Genomic DNA, 16,737 nt, shown 5'->3' with positions numbered 1-16,737 from the left:
AGGGAGGTTTACCCAATTTTCATACAGGTGCTTCCGTGTTATTTAATTAGATTCACGGCAAAGTTATGGAAGGAGAATCCGTGGGGATCACGGAATTGCCTATAAAAAAAGCCAAAACAAGTTTTAAGACAGTCAAAATATAAATGCAACAACAACCAGCAAAAACCAATTTAAACCCAATATCTAGTCCTCAGAAGGAAGACTTGGAATTAGATCGTTCCTTAACTGGATATGACTATGAATTACCTCAAGAACTCATAGCCCAAAACCCAGTGGTTCCCAGAGATCATTCCAAGCTTTTGGTAGTAAATTCACTTAGCACTGGTATAGAAACAGCACCTCTAAACTGTATTTTCCGAAATTTGCTAGAACATCTCAAACCTGGTGATTTACTGGTAATGAATAATACTAAAGTTTATTCAGCACGTTTGTATGGTCGTAAATCTACTGGTGCGGAAATAGAAGTATTGTTGTTGGAAGAACGCCACCATAATTGTTGGTTAGCCTTAGTCAAGCCAGGAAAACGTTTCACACGGGGAGCGAAGATTATTTTTGAAGCAAGGGCAAATTCCTCATCTTCCCCATCCTCCCTCACTGCGACAGTCTTAGAAACAGACGAGGCGACTGGAGGGCGTCTTTTGCAATTCAATTTACCAGAGGGGATGTCTTTAGTACAGCTGTTGGATGTATTTGGTGAAGTTCCTCTACCACCTTACATTACTGCATCTGATGCCCTTGGCGAACAGTATCAGACAGTTTATGCTAAAGTTCCAGGAGCAGTAGCAGCTCCGACAGCAGGGCTTCACTTTACGCCAGAATTACTACAGAGGTTGGGCGATGGCGGAATTCATCAAGCATTTGTCACATTACACGTTGGCGTAGGAACATTTCGCCCTGTAGAAGTGGAGGACGTAAAAACCCATAAAATGCATGAAGAATGGATCTCAGTACCTTCCTCCACGGTAGAGCAAATCCGTGCAACTCAAGCATCTGGTGGTCGAATTATTGCTGTAGGTACAACAGTAGCACGCGCATTAGAAGGAGCTGCAGCCAAAGGTGAGTTGCAACCATTTTCTGGCAAAACCGATTTGTTTATCTACCCCGGCTACCAATGGCGAGTTGTAGATGGTTTAATTACCAATTTTCACCTACCGCGTTCTAGCTTACTCATGTTGGTGAGTGCTTTAATTGGTCGGCAACGTTTGTTAAATATATATCAGCAAGCGATATCATCTCAATATCGCTTTTATTCTTTTGGTGATGCCATGTTAATTTTGCCAGAAGCGACAATAGGCAACGCTTAACAGGGAACAGGGAACGGGTGTAGGGGTGTAAGGGTGTAAGGGAAAAAAGAGGTACCGGAGTTGGGATTAGGGTGAAGCGCGTCCTGTTTCTCTAGAAGAGAAAACACCCTGATTAAATTAAAAACACATGGTAGGCTACCAGATATATGATTTATTTGGGTTCTGCTTTCTCTTAACACCGCTTTTTCCATGAGTGCAACACTTTACCAGCAAATTCAGCAGTTTTACGATGCTTCCTCCAGTCTGTGGGAACAGATTTGGGGCGAACATATGCACCACGGTTACTACGGTGCAGATGGTACACAGAAAAAAGATCGTCGTCAGGCGCAAATTGATTTAATTGAAGAAGTCGTCAACTGGACAGGAGTCCAACAAGCTGAGAACATTTTGGATGTCGGTTGTGGAATTGGTGGGAGTTCTCTGTATTTGGCAGGAAAATTTAATGCCAGAACAACAGGAATTACTCTGAGTCCAGTACAAGCTGCAAGAGCGACAAAACGCGCTTCTGAGTTTGGGTTGAGTGCAAGAAGTCATTTTCAAGTGGCTGACGCTCAAGCAATGCCTTTTACTGATAACTCTTTTGATTTAGTATGGTCACTAGAATCTGGTGAGCATATGCCGGATAAGAGCAAGTTCTTGCAAGAGTGCTATCGTGTGCTCAAACCCGGTGGAACGTTGATTATGGTGACTTGGTGTCATCGACCAATTGATAATGTACCCCTGACGGCGGATGAACAGAAGCATTTAGCAGAGATTTATCGTGTGTACTGTTTGCCTTATGTGATATCTTTGCCTGAGTATGAGGTTATTGCTCGTCAGTTGGGGTTACAAAATATTCGGACTGCTGATTGGTCGAAGGCTGTTGCTCCTTTTTGGGATGTTGTGATTGATTCAGCGTTTTCTCCAATGGCGATTTGGGGTTTGCTGTGTTCGGGTTGGGGTACAATTCAAGCTGCGCTGTCGTTGTGGCTGATGAGTCGGGGTTATGAACGCGGGTTGATTCGATTTGGATTGTTGTGTGGGAAGAAGTAACGAACCGCAGAGGCGCAGAGAGAGCAAACAATGAGTCAGGTTTCATCAACAACAGAGTTTCAGGGTAGTTGGTTTTATAGTTTTTGGAAGTTTTCGCGTCCACATACAATTATTGGCACGAGTTTGAGTGTGTTGGGGTTGTATTTGATTGCTGTTGCTGTTAGCCAACGCACTTATTCTTTATTCCCTCTTTTAGGTGCATGGGTTGCCTGTTTGTGTGGCAATATCTACATTGTGGGGCTGAATCAACTTGAGGATGTGGCAATTGACAAGATTAATAAGCCTCATTTGCCTGTTGCTGCTGGGGAGTTTTCGTTAACAACGGGCAAATTGATTGTAGCTATTACTGGTGTTTTGGCGCTGGTTGTTGCGTGGCTTCAAGGACCATTTTTGTTGGGAATGGTGGCTATTAGTTTGGCGATTGGTACTGCTTATTCTTTACCACCTATTCGTTTGAAAAGATTTCCGTTTTGGGCGGCGGTGTGTATTTTTTCAGTGCGCGGGGCGATTGTGAATTTAGGGCTGTTTTTGCACTATACTTGGGTGTTTGAACACAGTTCGTCAATTACACCTGCGGTATGGGTGTTGACGCTGTTTGTTTTGGTTTTTACTTTTGCGATCGCCATCTTCAAAGATGTCCCTGATATGGAAGGTGACTTACTGTACAATATCAAAACTTTGACTCTCCAAATTGGTAAGCAAGCGGTTTTCAATCTTGCTCTTTGGGTGATCACTGTTTGCTATTTGGGGATGATTGGAGTTGGTGTGTTGCGGCTGGCTGAGGTTAATTCTGTTTTTTTGGTGGTGACTCATCTCGTCGCGCTAGTTTTGATGTGGTGGCGGAGTAGACAAGTTGATTTGCAAGAGAAAAGTGAAATTGCTCGTTTTTATCAGTTCATCTGGAAATTGTTTTTCTTGGAGTATCTGATTTTCCCTATAGCTTGTCTTTTGGCTTGAAGATTTCAAGAAAATATTACGAACAGTCCAATTAAGAAAAGTGAGGTAAGTAGGTGGATATAATTAAACAGGAATTGATATTCTGTTTATTGACACCCATCTACTTATCACTAATCAAAAAATAGAAATTACTTTAATACCTGTTACCCGGAACATCGGTTTTGTCGGTTTTTCTGTTGTCACAAATTCAGAAGAACCAACCGAAAGTGCTGCTGCTATATGTAGTGCATCCATTGCTGCTAAACCATACTGACACGCAGTGTTATGAGCATCTTGTATTATCTGTTCCAAATCCCTAGGCCAATAAGTGACTGCACTAAAAAATATTTCGTAAAAATCTGCTTCTTCTGTTTGGCGATTGTAAATAGCTTTGGGAAGTACCTCTAACTTAATAAATACACTTGAGGCAAACTCGCGTTCAGAATCTGTTAAAACATTTAAAGCTTTTTCGGATATTTCCCCCACACCACGCGCTGTAGTAACTAGTACCCCAGCATCAATAAAAGTTATCTTCATTCACCTGTATCCTGTAAGCCACCTCGCCGACTAGCCATCTCTTTTTCAATCTCATCTTGACTGAGTAATGGTTCACCAGAAGCAACAATTTTGGCACGGATTTGCCGTAACTTTTCCCCTAACTCAGTTTTAGTCCCACGAGTTACTATTTGCGGATTTACTGTTTTGAGGTGGAGAAATTCCACAAATTCTAAAACTTGTTGTTGTTTATCTGGGGGAAGGAAGCGCCACATTTCTATTAACTATTGTTCTGCACTCATGCGCGATCGCTCTTGTTTGTAGTATTTAACAAATGATATGAGATTTTTGTAAGGGTAACGCGATCGCATGAGAGCAGCTCCCTTTGGGAGCTTCGCCTGAGGTAATTGCTGCGTGCGATACGCACAAGCTAAAGCCTCTGAATTATCGCCAAAACAGCAGGGCTTGAGTCTTTTGGTTTAACTAGTCACACAGATAATTCATCTGTGTTAATCTATGTTAATCTGTGCTTCTAAATCCTAATACCAATTCTCTGTAAACTTGCACTTAATACTTACTCTTTCATTCTTGGTGTTCTTGGCACGCCAGGTGCTTCAAGTCGGCGGAGCCGGACGCCCTTCGGGTTCGCCCTATGGCTAACGCCACGCCTTACGGCTATCGGGGAGAACCTCCGGTTCCGCTGCGAAGAGCGCAGTCGCCTAGGTCGGGAGAGCCGTCATTCGCGCTGTCTCACCAGATGCCTAGGTCGGGAAACCCTCATCAAGCACTGGTCTCACCAGATATTTACGGAGGGAGACACTCATCAAGTACTGGCTCAACGGACAGGTGCCTCAAGTCGGGAAACCCCTTCGGGGAAGACCTCCGGTCTCGCTGCGCTAACGCCAGATGCCTGGCTGTCGGGAAACCCTCCCGCAGCACTGGTCTCACCGCCCACGGCACTGTCCTCCCCAACGCACTGGCTCGTCTATGTCCTGCGGACACGCTGCGCTAAGGCGGTTCGTCTAATAAATATTAAGTGCATCTATGGCTAGGCCACGCAAGCTATCATGGAGAATTGGTATAAATACAAGTTTTTGCCAAAAATTATCTTTTATATATGAACTATGTTTGACAACTTTCAACCAATATCTATTATTGCAATAACTGCTGTTATTTCTAGTATTGTGCTCCTGGGTTATTTCTCCTGGAAAACTTTGATCACCTCAAATGTTTTTCAAAAAGCAATCAATCTCTATCAGCAAGAAGATTACAAAAGTGCTGAAGCAGCTTTTCGTCAAGTCATTGCTCTAAACTCTACTAATGATGTTGTTCACTTGCTGCTAGGAGATACTTTGATACAGCAAGGTAAAATAGAAGAAGCAAAACAACAGTTTCAAGAAGTGATTGAGCGTGCTCCAAAAAAAGTTGATGCTTATTTGCGTCTGTCAAATGTTTTAATGCAACAAGAAAAGAAAGAGGATGCAATTGCAACTCTGCAAAAAGCGAGAGATTTAAGCCAAGCACAGCGTCAACCAGAAAAAGCAGAGCAAATTAATCGTATTCTTCAAAAAATGACTAAGAATAATTCCTAACTCATGGCTGAACAAAGGGGCAAAGTCTACATTGTAGGTGCTGGACCTGGAAATATAGAATATCTAACGCTCAAGGCTTACAGGCTGTTATCAAGTGCTGAGGTTTTGGTTTACGATGCTCTGGTAGATCCTGAGTTGTTGCAATGTGTACCGCCTGATTGCTTAAAGCTGAATGTGGGGAAGCGTGGTGGTCAACCGAGTACACCGCAAGCTGAAATCAACCAGTTAATGGTAAAGTATTGTCAGCAGAGAAAGCAAGTTATTCGCCTCAAGTCTGGTGATCCATTTATTTTTGGTCGCTGTAGTTCTGAAATTGAGGCGTTGAAAGCAGCTGGTTGTGAGTTTGAAGTTATCCCAGGAATCTCCTCAGCAATAGCCGCACCGTTGCTGACGGGAATACCTCTCACCGATCCAGTTATGAGTCGATGTTTTGCTGTGTTTACTGCTCATGATCCAGATGCTTTGGATTGGGAGGCGCTATCACGGTTAGAGACATTAGTTATTTTAATGGGAGGACAGCATCTAGGAGATATTTTACACCGGCTCGTGCGACAAGGGCGATCGCGCTTAACTCCCATAGCCATTATCAGATGGGCAGGAACACCTCAACAAACAATCTGGACAGGCACTTTAGAAAATATACTTGAGCAAACATCCGGTGTATCGTTGTCGCCAGCGGTGATTGTGATTGGTGAAGTTGTGGGGCTACGTAGTTATCTGCAACCTGAGAAAATATCATTAGAGAATTCTTCAGTCGCTGACACTTCGCACACCCAAACCATGCACAGCAATCTACCCCTCTTCTCCTCTTCACGCCCCCTGACTGGTAAAACAATTGTAGTGACACGAGCAGCTGGACACTCAAACCAGTTTACCCAAACTCTCACCTCATTTGGCGCAAATGTCATTGAAATGCCAACATTGGAAATTGGTCCGCCTTCAAGTTGGGAGGGTTTGGATCATGCGATCGCCCAGATATCTGAGTTCCACTGGTTAATTCTCACTTCCACCAATGGTGTAGGCTATTTCTTTGAAAGACTCTTCGCACAGGGTAAAGATGCTCGTGCTTTATCTAAAATCAAAATTGCCGTTGTTGGTGAGAAAACGGCTCAACGTCTCAATCAACACAGTCTACAACCAGATTTTATTCCTCCTAACTTTGTTGCAGATTCTTTGGTGGAAAACTTTCCAGAAGAACTCACAGGTAAAAAGGTTTTGTTTCCTAGAGTAGAAAGCGGCGGACGGGAAATTTTAGTCCAACAATTCACAGCCAAAGGCGCAGAAGTGATAGAAGTGGCGGCTTATCAATCTTGCTGTCCCAAAAGTGTTCCTCCCTCAGCAGAGTTAGCCCTTGAAAGTGGAACTGTAGATGTTATTACCTTTGCTAGTTCCAAAACTGTGCAATTTTTCCATCAACTCGCACAAAAGATATTCTCTGAAGACTCTCAAAACAATCCATCTTTGGTGACTGATGCGTTGGAAGGAGTTTGTATTGCTTCGATTGGTCCCCAAACTTCTAAAACTTGTCATTCCATATTTGGACGTGTGGATGTGGAAGCTGAGGAATATACCTTAGATGGATTGACTCAAGCACTGATAAAATGGGCAACAAATTCATAATCAGAACTGCGGATGTACAAGCTTTGCACAGAGATAATTTATCTGCGTCCAAAACTCGTGCATCTGCGGTTTCATATTCAAAAAACTAAAAATAACTCATGACTAAACGCATCATCGGGTTAACTGGAGGAATTGCGACAGGTAAAACAACTGTTGCCAATTATTTGGCTAGTGCTTACAATTTGCCGATTTTAGATGCAGATATCTATGCCAGAGAAGCTGTATCTGTCGGTTCACCCATTTTACAAGAAATTGCTCAACGCTATGGAGAAGAAATTTTACTCGCAGACGGTAACCTCAACCGCCAAAAGCTGGGTGAGATTATTTTTAACAATCAACAAGAACGCATCTGGGTAGAGGGTTTAATTCATCCTGATGTGGGCGATCGCTTTCTCAAAGAAATCACCCTCTCACCTGCACAAACATTGGTACTAGTTATCCCTTTGCTATTTGAAGCCCAAATGACCGATTTAGTCACAGAAATTTGGGTAGTCAGTTGTTCAGAACAACTGCAACTGCAAAGATTAATGCAGCGGAATCATTTAACTTTAGAGCAAGCACAAGCCCGTATCACAAGTCAAATGTCAATAGCAGAAAAAGTAGCCCATGCTGATGTTGTCTTGGATAATTCTTCCACTCTTGAAGTGCTGTTGAAACAGATAGATACAGCCATTTCAAAGATTTTGTAACTGTGACAATTTTCGTTTTAAGTAGCTCAACTTAATTAAATGTAAAATGTCATTGCGAGTGAAACGAAGTGAAACGTAGACCCCGGAGGGGGCTTCCCGCAGGGTAGCAATCGCAGAATTTCTATTTTAAGTTTTTTTCGGTTGAGCTACTTACCTTTTACTTTTCTTTCCTTTTTGCCAACTTTGGCTGTTAGGTTGTTTCGTAAATTCCCCTTTAGGAAACAGCCGCGTTTCTAGTTCTTCATAACTTCCTTCAAAGTCACACTTTCCATACAAAGGACATTTTCGACAATAAACGCCTTCGGTGTAGCGTTCCAGATTTTCGCGGTTGAAAAAATAAGGTTTGTGGCTAAAAGTGCTGGCTACCCACTGCCATGACATATTATTGCTTGCAGGATCACCATCTAAAAGATGTTCCAGAAACCACTTTGCCCCCGCTTGCCAACGAATGCGTCGCCAATGGATGATGTAAGCTGCCATCCACATCCGTGCATGATTGTGCAAGTATCCAGTTTCTCGTAAATCCTGACTGAAGCTGTCGATGCACACTCGTCCTGTGGTGCCTTGTTTGATATCATCAGGTAATTTTGGGGCATATTCAGCGATAGTGTAGCCAGTTTTGTATTCTTCTTCGTCTTTCCAGATCTTATCTCCTAGCTTCACATATAATCTTTGCCAGTAGTCACGCCAACCCAACTCATTAACGAGTTTAGTTGCATCGTCTTGGTGTTTGACGCGCCCAAGGACATCATCCCGAATTTCTCGCAAGCTAAGGACGCCATAACGAATATAAGGAGATAACCGCGTCACCGCACCTGTGAAAAAGTTACGTGTTTTCGCGTAGCGTGCAGGATCTACTTTTTGTAGTGCCTCAACAGCAGCTTTGCGTCCACCCACAGTTTCGCTGATGTGATCATCCTGTTCTGTGGCTTTGGGAAATTGTTCGCGGAGGTAGTCTACCAACTCATCGCGGTTGGCAAAGTCGCGTCGCATATCTTTAGTCATTTCTAGGATTGATATTACTCAAACACGGGAGGCCATAGTTCAGAAATCGCGATTTCCCAACCAGGAAACAACTCTGGAATAGTTAGTTTATCCTCAGTTACCAACAGTTGCACCTCACCAACTGGACGATACACACTCACAGTCAGCTTATCTGGATTAATCAGTATCCCAACTTGCGCTCCCAATTGCAAAAATAGCTGAATCTTCTCTTCAATTGGACGAACACGGTCTGTTTTCGATTTAATTTCCACAACCAAATCTGGAACTAAGTTAGCAAAGTCGCGCACGGTGCGTTTCAGTCTTTGTGCTGATACAAAGGAAACATCTGGTGCTCGTAGGTCGGTATTTGGCATAATGAAACCACCACTGGAATCAAATATTCTTCCAAGTCGGCGAGGCTTAACCCAGTTACCCAGCAGTCTGATAAACTCAGCCCCAATTTCACTCGATTCAATATCTGATGGTCCCATGACGACGATGTTACCTTCTTGTAGTTCTAGCTGGTAGTCACGCTGATCTTCTTGTAGTTTTTCTTGCAGTCTTTCTAAATCCTGGATGGTGAGAGTCATAGAAACCTCAACAGTGAGTCTGCTCTTATAGCTATCTTACTCGTCAATGATTAAACATACAATTTTGCCAAAATGGAATATGACATTAGAGTTTAACATTAAGATAATAGCGAGTTTAAAAAAACTATGATTCAAGTCATCCAAGCTCAAAATGTCACTCTTGCTTATCTAGAAGAAAGATTTAGACTGCAACAGACTGAAAATGAAGATTTTTTTACAGAATGGTTTGACTCTTTACCAGAGATTACGGTTTTAGAAAAGCAGTCTTTAGACAAAGTCAAATCTCATTTTCTCCGTTTAGTCAAACGTCCTCCTTTATTGGAAGAAGCAGTGAAATTAGTGGTGTTATCTCCTTTGCTGAGTTTAGCTGGATTTTATGATGAACCTTTTTTTCTTAAAAGTGAAGAATCGATAAAAATTGCCTTGGAGGACGAAGGAGAAATTATACGTGGACGTATTGATGTGTTAGTTATCCAACAACAATTATGGTTATTGATAATTGAATCTAAAAGAGCTAGTTTTTCTCTTCTAGAAGCTATTCCTCAAACACTCGCTTATATGCTGGGTAATCCTAATCCTGAACGTCCCTCCTTTGGATTAGTATTGAATGGCAGTAATTTTATTTTCCTTAAACTGACTAAGCAAGATATACCAAAATATGCTTTGTCTGATGAATTTACACTGTTAAAGCGCGAGAATGAATTATATAAAGTTCTCAGTATCTTAAAAAAGCTAAGTCAAGTTTTGATTCAATAACTATGTCTAATCGCCCTATTTACCTCGACTCTCACGCTACCACACCTGTTGATGAACGGGTAGTAGCAGCAATGCTACCCTACTTTACCGAACACTTTGGTAACCCCTCCAGCATCAATCACCTTTACGGCTGGGAAGCAGAAGCTGCAGTCAAGCAAACGCGAGAAATTCTTGCAGCAGCAATCAACGCCACACCAGAAGAAATTGTCTTCACCAGTGGTGCGACAGAAGCGAATAATTTAGCTATCAAAGGTGTTGCAGAAGCGTATTTTCAAAAAGGACAGCATATTATTACAGTTGTAACAGAACACAGTGCAGTTCTTGACCCTTGCAAGTATCTTAAAACTCTTGGTTTTGAAATCACAATCCTTCGAGTCCAAAAAGATGGATTGCTTGATTTAGCTGAGTTAGAAAAAGCTTTCCGTCCTGAGACAATTCTTGTTTCGGTGATGGCTGCGAATAATGAAATTGGGGTTTTGCAACCATTAGCAGAAATTGGTGCAATGTGTCGAGAACGAAATGTCCTTTTCCACACCGACGCAGCGCAAGCTATTGGTAAAATCCCTCTTGATGTGCAGGCGATGAAAATTGATGCAATGTCGCTAACTGCACATAAAGTCTACGGTCCTAAAGGTATCGGTGCATTATATGTCCGTCGCCGCAATCCCAGAGTCCAACTTGCTCCTCAACAGCATGGTGGTGGACACGAACGGGGAATGCGTTCTGGCACTTTGTATACACCGCAAATCGTAGGATTTGGTAAGGCGGTTGAGATTGCTTTAGAAGAACAAACCACACAAAGCCAACGCCTGACACAGTTAAGACAAAGATTGTGGGAAAAACTTTCCCAATTAGAAGGAATTCATCTGAACGGACATCCTACGCAGCGACTTCCAGGAAATTTAAATATCAGCATTGAGGGGGTAGATGGATCTGCACTGCTATTAGGATTACAACCAGTGATGGCGGTGTCTTCTGGTTCTGCTTGCTCCTCAGTCACAACTGCACCTTCTCATGTTCTCATGGCATTGGGACACTCGGAACAACAGGCTTATGCGTCGATACGCTTTGGTATAGGACGCTTCAACACAATTGAGGAAATTGACAAAGTTGCAGAACATACGATTTCTACGATTCAAAGTTTACGCAAGCAGGCTTTGAGGGTGTAAACCAAATGCTGTTTACTGTTCACTGTTGACTGTTCACTGATTTGTTCAGTGCTTCCAGCAAAACTTCTATCGCCCGTTCTTTTTGCGGGTCTGCACCTTGAGCATATTCCAATGAGAATGGAACGTTAATATCAGGTGCAACTCCTTTGCCTTCCAACCGTTGTGTTTCGTTGAGAAACACATTTGAAACTGCTAAATAAACGAAGCTACCATCAGACATCAGAAAAGGACGACCAGCAACAACTGCTCCTGTTGTTTTAGAACCAATCACAGGTCCTATTTTATGTTGCTTGAAACCATAAGCCAAAATTTCTTTACTACTTCTGCTTCCCTCATTTATCACCATAACTACAGGCTTTTTCCATTGAGAAATAGAAGTATATCTTCTCCCATTACGGGGGATACTGGTTATACTCGGACCTTCCTTTGCAGTGAATATGTTGAGATAACCGATATCTCCTCCACCCCAGCCATCTCGTAAATCCAAAACCAACGCTTGTGCATTTCTCAAGCGACCGTATATTAAATCTTCTCGAAGTTTCTCCTGGTCTGGATCAGCGGCGTTTGACCAAATATGAACGTAGCCGATTTTCTTACCGTTGCGTTGAATAACCTGAGTACTGGCTTGTTGTGCTTCCAAAAACATGGTGGCTGCGTCATAGATTTTGGGAGTCACAGCAATTTTTTCTTGGCTGTTGGCATCAGGCTTTCTTTGAATCAACAAAGTGACTTTTTGATTTGCTTTGCCTGCAAAAGATTTTATCGGTTGATAAGGACCACCTTCCACGCTCAATAATTGATCACCCACTTTTAACCCAGCTTTTGCCGCTGGACTTTCGTCTAAAATGGCACTAATAAAAGTCTTACCGTTAATGTCTTTAGTGAATGCACCAATCCCAGTGTACTCAATCTTACCTTTTGGGAAAAACTTTTTTAATTCTTTCTGGAAATCAGGGTTATTTGCCTGAAAAATCCCTAAAAGCTGGTAGTATGCCGGCTCATCTTGAGTGTAGAAGCGGGTGTGAGAAGTTCGCAATTCAGAGAGCATCTGATTGATCACAACAGCAGCTTCTTGAATAGACTTGGTTCGCGCTACTTGAGGTTCATACTTTTGCCGTATTGCTTTCCAGTCTACTCCGTTAAGTTTGGGGTCATAAAAGTTTTCGTTAACAGTTTGCCAGACTTGTTCAAAAACTTTTGTCTCAGGTTTTGCTAGGGTTTTAGGTAATGGGGAAATAAACCAGAGAAGGAACAATACTGCAAAAGACGTCAGCATTGCTATAGTTAAGTTTTTTAACTTAATGAATCTAAGTTTTTTCATAGTGTCTGCTTGATATATTTCTATTTTAGATGTTCTTCAGAACTACATTTAAAGTAGAGAGAAATTTACATTTTGCTTTAGCAAGTAGCACAAAGCATTTGACAATAGGTGTGGTATAATCATTGACTAGAGCAAACTTTCGTTACCAAATTTCTCAATTTGCCAGCCAAAGATATCTATCACGATACTGTCAAGCGTGCCTTACAGAAGGATGGCTGGACAATTACCCATGATCCATTTCCCCTTCAAATCGGCAACAAGCGTTTATCCGCTGATTTGGGTGCAAAACGTTTAATCAGTGCTGAAAAAAGAACCCAAAAAATTGTTGTGGAAGTTAAGAGTTTTGTGGGACAGTCTGATGTAAAGGATTTGCAGCAGGCTTTGGGGCAGTATGTTCTTTATCGCCAAGTACTTAATGAAATGGGTGTAGAGAGATATCTTTATCTTGCCGTTTCTCAACCAACTTTTAATAGCGTGTTTACCATAGAGTTAGGACAAGTTTTACTCAAAAACCAAATTATCAAGCTGATTGTTTTTGATGATGAAAGAGAGGTGATTGTCCAATGGATACCCAATTAAAATACCGAGATATCATTAAAAGCATACTACAAAAATGCGCCCAATATCGCGCGGCTCTACCTGATGACTATAACTCCCAAGTTCTATTTGATGATGAGCGAGGAAACTACTTAGTTTTGGACATTGGCTGGAATGGCGACAAGTATCTCCATGCAACGCCAATTCACCTCAATTTAATTGGTAACAAAATCTGGATTCAATATGATGACACAGAAGAAGGAATTGCTGCTGATTTACTAGAAGCAGGTATTCCCAAAGAAGATATAGTACTCGGTTTTCGCCATCCCAAAGTACGACAGCATACAGGTTTTGCTGTGGCATGATTGTTTGATAATAAATATAGGACTTACGCACCATCTGCTAGAAACCCGGTTTCTTCGTTCGTCTTTGGTTGCGAAACAGACGATTTTTGGTAGAAACCGGGTTTGTTTGCGTAAGTCTTGTGTATTCTTTATAAGTGTATGCACAATCAACTGATTCACTTAGAGCGGTAGAAATAAAAAAATAATGTTAGCAAATATACGAATAATCAAGGACAGCTAAAATTTAGCTGTCCTTGACGTTAAAGATGAAAATACTTCATTTATAACCAACTCACTAGCGATCGCTCTTGCATCACCCGCTTGTACACATCCTCAGTTTGCTTGGCTAATTTAGACCAACTGAAGCGTCTGTCTAAATCTTCGTAAGCGTTATCAACCAGCCATTGTCGATAACCTGGATTTTTCAACACTTCCAGGATACCCCAAGCCAAGGAATCTGGGTTATTGGTATATGTAACTATGCCTGTTTTGGTGTGTTGCACCACTTCTGGCAAACCACCTGTATCAGAAACAACAACGGGAACGCGAGAGGCAAAGCTTTCTAATGCCACAATACCAAAGGGTTCATAGAGACTTGGGAACACAGCACAGTCAGCAACGGTTTGAAATTTATCTAAGTAGTCATCAGACATAAAACCGGTAAAATAGCACTTGTTGGATATTCCTATATCCCTAGCCTGCTTTTTGAGATGGTCGGTATTGCCACCACCTATGATCACAAACTTAACGTAACCTCCCATTTCCCCCAGAACTTTGGGAGCAGCATTTAGTAGTACAGAGACGCCTTTTTCATAGGTCATGCGACCGACATAATAAACAATTTTCTCACCGTCTTCGGCAAATTGGCGACGAAAATCCAGAGCGTGAAAATCTTGGTGGTGCTGTTTTTTCTCCGGTCGGATACCGTTATAGATAACATCAATTTTGTTCCACGGAGAGTGTAACGCCTGTTCTACTTCCCGCCGCATATAGTCAGTGCAAACGATAACTCGCCAAGCGTTGAAAGCAAAAATTTCTTCTTTGCCATTAATATAACGTTGAATATCAGTGTGAACACCGTTGTAACGTCCGTATTCAGTTGCGTGAATAGTGGCAATCAGGGGGATTTGAAAGCTGTGCTTGAGGGCGATCGCCGCATCCCCAACAAGCCAATCATGTGCGTGAATGATATCAAACGGTCCTTCCTCCAGCATCAACTTACCGCCGTGATGGCCAATGCTTTGGTTGAGATTAACAACCCAGTGAAAAAAGTCATTACCAGCAGCCACAGGCACGCGATAAACTCGTAATCCCTCAACGATCTCATACATCGGTGCATTACCAAACTCTGGTGTAATCAAGTGGATTTCATGTCCTAACTTGACCAGTTCCGGGTATAACTCTGCGACATGACGAGCAATTCCCCCAACTATCCGTGGCGGAAACTCCCAACTTAACACCAATATCTTCATATAGTTCTATGCCCAACCCTTTACAAATCTATAATCTTCTACATTTATCTCAAGATACAAGTCTAGTTACTATAACAAGTCCCAAAATGGAAAATTTTTTATTTTTCTTAACATTGTTGAAAAAAAAGTAGTGGTAGAAGGACTTTCAAAGAAAAAGTCAGAACTCAAAATTATTTTTTGGCTCTTGGTTTCTTTATTATGTTGCCCTGTTTTGTATTAATTCTTTCTCTAGCTGTTGGCGAAAGGTTAACCAAGCTGCTGTGGCTTGTGGGTTAGGGGTTGCAGCTTTCTGAAGTAAAATAACACCATCCCGAAAGCCAATTACTCCGTATTCCTGAGTCTTCGTCAGCTGGTCAAACAATTGTACGAGTTCCCGTAAAAGATTACGCTCTTCCTTAAATGCTGGTTGATACTGTTTTAACTGCCACAGATCGGCGATCGCATAATCAACTTTAATCACCTGGCGTGCATCGTTTCGCAACTCCAGCACAGGTAAGCGAATGATTTCCCGGCGACTGGAAAGCTGAGGGACAAGGTAAGTCGTTGCAGAGACACTTCTCTCTGGTGGAATTTGTGCCAGCATTGGGCGAAACTGCAACACATGACTCCATTGTTGAGGTAAAGACACATATACCCAAGGATTAAAAGAATCTGGTAAGAGAAAATAAAATGCTCTATTTAAGCTAGAACTACTGGAAGTGAAGGAAAATAATAAAGAAAGACTCAGACAGAATGCCCAAAAACGGCGAAACGAGAGTTTAAATCTTTTTGGATGCTGCGACCACCAAAGAATAGCGCCGTAAAATAAACCAGGAACCACAGTTAAAGCATAGCGAACATTGATTGCTAGCACCGTCTCTCCCTTCCCCAAAAAGAGTTTCAGCAAGGGGAAGCCAGCCACCATCCAAGATGCAGAAGAAACAGCAGGTACAAACGCTAGTGGTAACCATTGCCCAAGTAAATACTTAATTGTCCGGTCTACTGGTGTAACGAGTTCTACGATCAATCGCCAAGGATTGCTAATCATTCCCCAAATAATTTCCTGAGTGGAAGCTTTACCGTCTCCATCTCCAAATTGGCCAAACCGTTCTAACATAAACCGCCGGGAAACATCCTCAGAAAACAGTGGCATAATTGTAGTCGTGAGAACCAACATGTAACCAAAACTGAGAATACAAGCAGCTAGTCCAGCACGGGGAAAGCGTCTACTCAAAATCATGTAAACACCAACGCCAAATAAATTCACACCAGCATCTTCTCGAACTGCCAAAATCAAAACTGCTAGCACCCAAAACAGCCACCACCAGCGCTTTTCCATTGCGAGTAACAAGCCAAAGACAAACAAGGGAATTTGGCTAATATCATGAAAGTTACTTAATGTGGGACCAATAACAGCATTGGCAGCATAAAAGCTAGCAGTAATCATCACTGCTAATGGTGGTTGTAGATACTGTCGTGCCAATACATACAAAACAAAACCCGCAGCGGTGATAAATATAACCTGTAAAACCCCTAAAGTTGCAGGAGAGGGAAACAATGCATATACTGGTAGCCAAAGCAATAACGCTGGAGTAAAGTGTTGACCGAGGCGGTGGTAATAAACTGTAGCAACTTCTCCAGAATGAACAACATTAGTGGAAAGACTTGAAGAAAGGGAACTTTGAAAGAATCGACCGTGAAGGTTATTCCAGAAAACTTGGTTAAAAATTCCTTGGTCAAAAGAAGCGTAAAAACTATAGTAACGATTTAGGATAAGTATCAGACAAAGGACAAAGAATACTGTTGCCAATGGCAAGACAAAATTAATATCAGTGCGTGTCTTTGAGTACAACTCTGGGTTTTTTCGTAGCTTATTTTGTAATTTTAAAAACATCACTTAATAACCCTGATTTAGGA

Annotated in this window: 17 protein-coding genes; 10 read left to right on the top strand and 7 right to left on the bottom strand. The window is 42.0% G+C overall.

The features are described from left to right. The first annotated feature begins 143 nt into the window (after positions 1-143). The 3 genes from queA (at position 144) to AC5JM2_RS31540 (ending at position 3,293) form a co-directional block, all read left to right on the top strand. Positions 144-1,304 (top strand): tRNA preQ1(34) S-adenosylmethionine ribosyltransferase-isomerase QueA, encoded by a 1,161-nt coding sequence (gene queA / locus AC5JM2_RS31550; RefSeq protein WP_495839423.1) that lies wholly within the window; start codon positions 144-146, stop codon positions 1,302-1,304. Positions 1,305-1,493: 189 nt separating this feature from the next. Continuing rightward, positions 1,494-2,336 carry a methyltransferase domain-containing protein gene (locus AC5JM2_RS31545; RefSeq protein ID WP_495839421.1) on the top strand — a complete coding sequence of 281 codons (843 nt, stop codon included), beginning with the start codon at positions 1,494-1,496 and terminating at the stop codon, positions 2,334-2,336. Positions 2,337-2,366: 30 nt separating this feature from the next. Beyond that, on the top strand, positions 2,367-3,293 hold the full coding sequence (locus AC5JM2_RS31540; RefSeq protein WP_495839419.1) for a homogentisate phytyltransferase: 927 nt from the start codon (positions 2,367-2,369) through the stop codon (positions 3,291-3,293). A gap of 114 nt (positions 3,294-3,407) precedes the next feature. On the opposite strand, the gene AC5JM2_RS31535 is transcribed toward AC5JM2_RS31540, so the two are convergent. Both AC5JM2_RS31535 and AC5JM2_RS31530 read right to left on the bottom strand, forming a co-directional pair. Then, positions 3,408-3,809 carry a type II toxin-antitoxin system VapC family toxin gene (locus tag AC5JM2_RS31535; protein ID WP_495839417.1) on the bottom strand — a complete coding sequence of 134 codons (402 nt, stop codon included), beginning with the start codon at positions 3,807-3,809 and terminating at the stop codon, positions 3,408-3,410. Continuing rightward, a complete protein-coding gene (locus AC5JM2_RS31530) occupies positions 3,806-4,042 on the bottom strand; it encodes a hypothetical protein (protein WP_495839415.1) in 237 nt (78 codons plus the stop codon). The genes AC5JM2_RS31535 and AC5JM2_RS31530 overlap by 4 nt, the downstream gene beginning before the upstream one ends. Positions 4,043-4,891: 849 nt before the next feature. On the opposite strand from AC5JM2_RS31530, the gene AC5JM2_RS31525 reads away from it, so the two are divergent. The 3 genes from AC5JM2_RS31525 to coaE all read left to right on the top strand — a co-directional run bounded on the left by AC5JM2_RS31525 (position 4,892) and on the right by coaE (position 7,668). Continuing rightward, a complete protein-coding gene (locus tag AC5JM2_RS31525; RefSeq protein WP_495839413.1) occupies positions 4,892-5,359 on the top strand; it encodes a tetratricopeptide repeat protein in 468 nt (155 codons plus the stop codon). Between the two features lie 3 nt (positions 5,360-5,362). Continuing rightward, entirely contained in the window at positions 5,363-6,979 is a 1,617-nt protein-coding gene (gene cobA / locus AC5JM2_RS31520) for a uroporphyrinogen-III C-methyltransferase (RefSeq protein WP_495839411.1), read from the top strand. Between the two features lie 98 nt (positions 6,980-7,077). Beyond that, entirely contained in the window at positions 7,078-7,668 is a 591-nt protein-coding gene (gene coaE / locus AC5JM2_RS31515; protein ID WP_495839409.1) for a dephospho-CoA kinase, read from the top strand. 150 nt (positions 7,669-7,818) lie between these two features. On the opposite strand, the gene AC5JM2_RS31510 is transcribed toward coaE, so the two are convergent. Further along, positions 7,819-8,673: an FAD-binding domain-containing protein gene (locus AC5JM2_RS31510; protein WP_495839407.1), complete on the bottom strand. Its 855-nt coding sequence runs from the start codon at positions 8,671-8,673 to the stop codon at positions 7,819-7,821. A 14-nt stretch (positions 8,674-8,687) separates the two neighbouring features. Beyond that, a complete protein-coding gene (locus AC5JM2_RS31505) occupies positions 8,688-9,242 on the bottom strand; it encodes a Uma2 family endonuclease (RefSeq protein ID WP_495839405.1) in 555 nt (184 codons plus the stop codon). A 126-nt stretch (positions 9,243-9,368) separates the two neighbouring features. Here AC5JM2_RS31505 and AC5JM2_RS31500 point away from each other — a divergent pair, with 126 nt between their 5' ends. Together AC5JM2_RS31500 and AC5JM2_RS31495 are read left to right on the top strand one after the other, a co-directional pair. Continuing rightward, on the top strand, positions 9,369-9,998 hold the full coding sequence (locus tag AC5JM2_RS31500; RefSeq protein ID WP_495839403.1) for a type I restriction endonuclease: 630 nt from the start codon (positions 9,369-9,371) through the stop codon (positions 9,996-9,998). Positions 9,999-10,000: 2 nt separating this feature from the next. Beyond that, positions 10,001-11,167 (top strand): cysteine desulfurase family protein, encoded by a 1,167-nt coding sequence (locus tag AC5JM2_RS31495; RefSeq protein WP_495839401.1) that lies wholly within the window; start codon positions 10,001-10,003, stop codon positions 11,165-11,167. A gap of 19 nt (positions 11,168-11,186) precedes the next feature. Here the strand turns inward: AC5JM2_RS31495 and AC5JM2_RS31490 are convergent, their stop codons facing one another. Beyond that, entirely contained in the window at positions 11,187-12,488 is a 1,302-nt protein-coding gene (locus tag AC5JM2_RS31490; RefSeq protein WP_495839400.1) for a S41 family peptidase, read from the bottom strand. 159 nt (positions 12,489-12,647) lie between these two features. Between AC5JM2_RS31490 and AC5JM2_RS31485 the strand changes: the two genes are divergently transcribed. Beyond that, on the top strand, positions 12,648-13,067 hold the full coding sequence (locus AC5JM2_RS31485) for an element excision factor XisH family protein (protein ID WP_495839398.1): 420 nt from the start codon (positions 12,648-12,650) through the stop codon (positions 13,065-13,067). Next, positions 13,052-13,390 carry a XisI protein gene (locus tag AC5JM2_RS31480; protein WP_495839396.1) on the top strand — a complete coding sequence of 113 codons (339 nt, stop codon included), beginning with the start codon at positions 13,052-13,054 and terminating at the stop codon, positions 13,388-13,390. The genes AC5JM2_RS31485 and AC5JM2_RS31480 overlap by 16 nt, the downstream gene beginning before the upstream one ends. Positions 13,391-13,650: 260 nt before the next feature. Here AC5JM2_RS31480 and AC5JM2_RS31475 read toward each other — a convergent pair whose 3' ends face one another. Both AC5JM2_RS31475 and AC5JM2_RS31470 read right to left on the bottom strand, forming a co-directional pair. Next, entirely contained in the window at positions 13,651-14,841 is a 1,191-nt protein-coding gene (locus tag AC5JM2_RS31475) for a glycosyltransferase family 4 protein (RefSeq protein WP_495839394.1), read from the bottom strand. Between the two features lie 196 nt (positions 14,842-15,037). Beyond that, positions 15,038-16,714, bottom strand: coding sequence for a DUF2079 domain-containing protein (locus AC5JM2_RS31470; RefSeq protein ID WP_495839392.1), 1,677 nt, complete (start codon positions 16,712-16,714; stop codon positions 15,038-15,040). Positions 16,715-16,737 lie beyond the last annotated feature (23 nt).

Source organism: Brasilonema angustatum (assembly GCF_059505445.1).
This window is presented reverse-complemented; position numbering and strand designations above follow the sequence as displayed.

Coding starts and splice junctions, on each gene's coding strand:
- queA (WP_495839423.1), top strand. CDS start 144: ATGCAACAACAACCAGCAAAAACCAATTTAAACCCAATATCTAGTCCT.
- AC5JM2_RS31545 (WP_495839421.1), top strand. CDS start 1,494: ATGAGTGCAACACTTTACCAGCAAATTCAGCAGTTTTACGATGCTTCC.
- AC5JM2_RS31540 (WP_495839419.1), top strand. CDS start 2,367: ATGAGTCAGGTTTCATCAACAACAGAGTTTCAGGGTAGTTGGTTTTAT.
- AC5JM2_RS31535 (WP_495839417.1), bottom strand. CDS start 3,809: ATGAAGATAACTTTTATTGATGCTGGGGTACTAGTTACTACAGCGCGT.
- AC5JM2_RS31530 (WP_495839415.1), bottom strand. CDS start 4,042: ATGTGGCGCTTCCTTCCCCCAGATAAACAACAACAAGTTTTAGAATTT.
- AC5JM2_RS31525 (WP_495839413.1), top strand. CDS start 4,892: ATGTTTGACAACTTTCAACCAATATCTATTATTGCAATAACTGCTGTT.
- cobA (WP_495839411.1), top strand. CDS start 5,363: ATGGCTGAACAAAGGGGCAAAGTCTACATTGTAGGTGCTGGACCTGGA.
- coaE (WP_495839409.1), top strand. CDS start 7,078: ATGACTAAACGCATCATCGGGTTAACTGGAGGAATTGCGACAGGTAAA.
- AC5JM2_RS31510 (WP_495839407.1), bottom strand. CDS start 8,673: ATGACTAAAGATATGCGACGCGACTTTGCCAACCGCGATGAGTTGGTA.
- AC5JM2_RS31505 (WP_495839405.1), bottom strand. CDS start 9,242: ATGACTCTCACCATCCAGGATTTAGAAAGACTGCAAGAAAAACTACAA.
- AC5JM2_RS31500 (WP_495839403.1), top strand. CDS start 9,369: ATGATTCAAGTCATCCAAGCTCAAAATGTCACTCTTGCTTATCTAGAA.
- AC5JM2_RS31495 (WP_495839401.1), top strand. CDS start 10,001: ATGTCTAATCGCCCTATTTACCTCGACTCTCACGCTACCACACCTGTT.
- AC5JM2_RS31490 (WP_495839400.1), bottom strand. CDS start 12,488: ATGAAAAAACTTAGATTCATTAAGTTAAAAAACTTAACTATAGCAATG.
- AC5JM2_RS31480 (WP_495839396.1), top strand. CDS start 13,052: ATGGATACCCAATTAAAATACCGAGATATCATTAAAAGCATACTACAA.
- AC5JM2_RS31475 (WP_495839394.1), bottom strand. CDS start 14,841: ATGAAGATATTGGTGTTAAGTTGGGAGTTTCCGCCACGGATAGTTGGG.
- AC5JM2_RS31470 (WP_495839392.1), bottom strand. CDS start 16,714: ATGTTTTTAAAATTACAAAATAAGCTACGAAAAAACCCAGAGTTGTAC.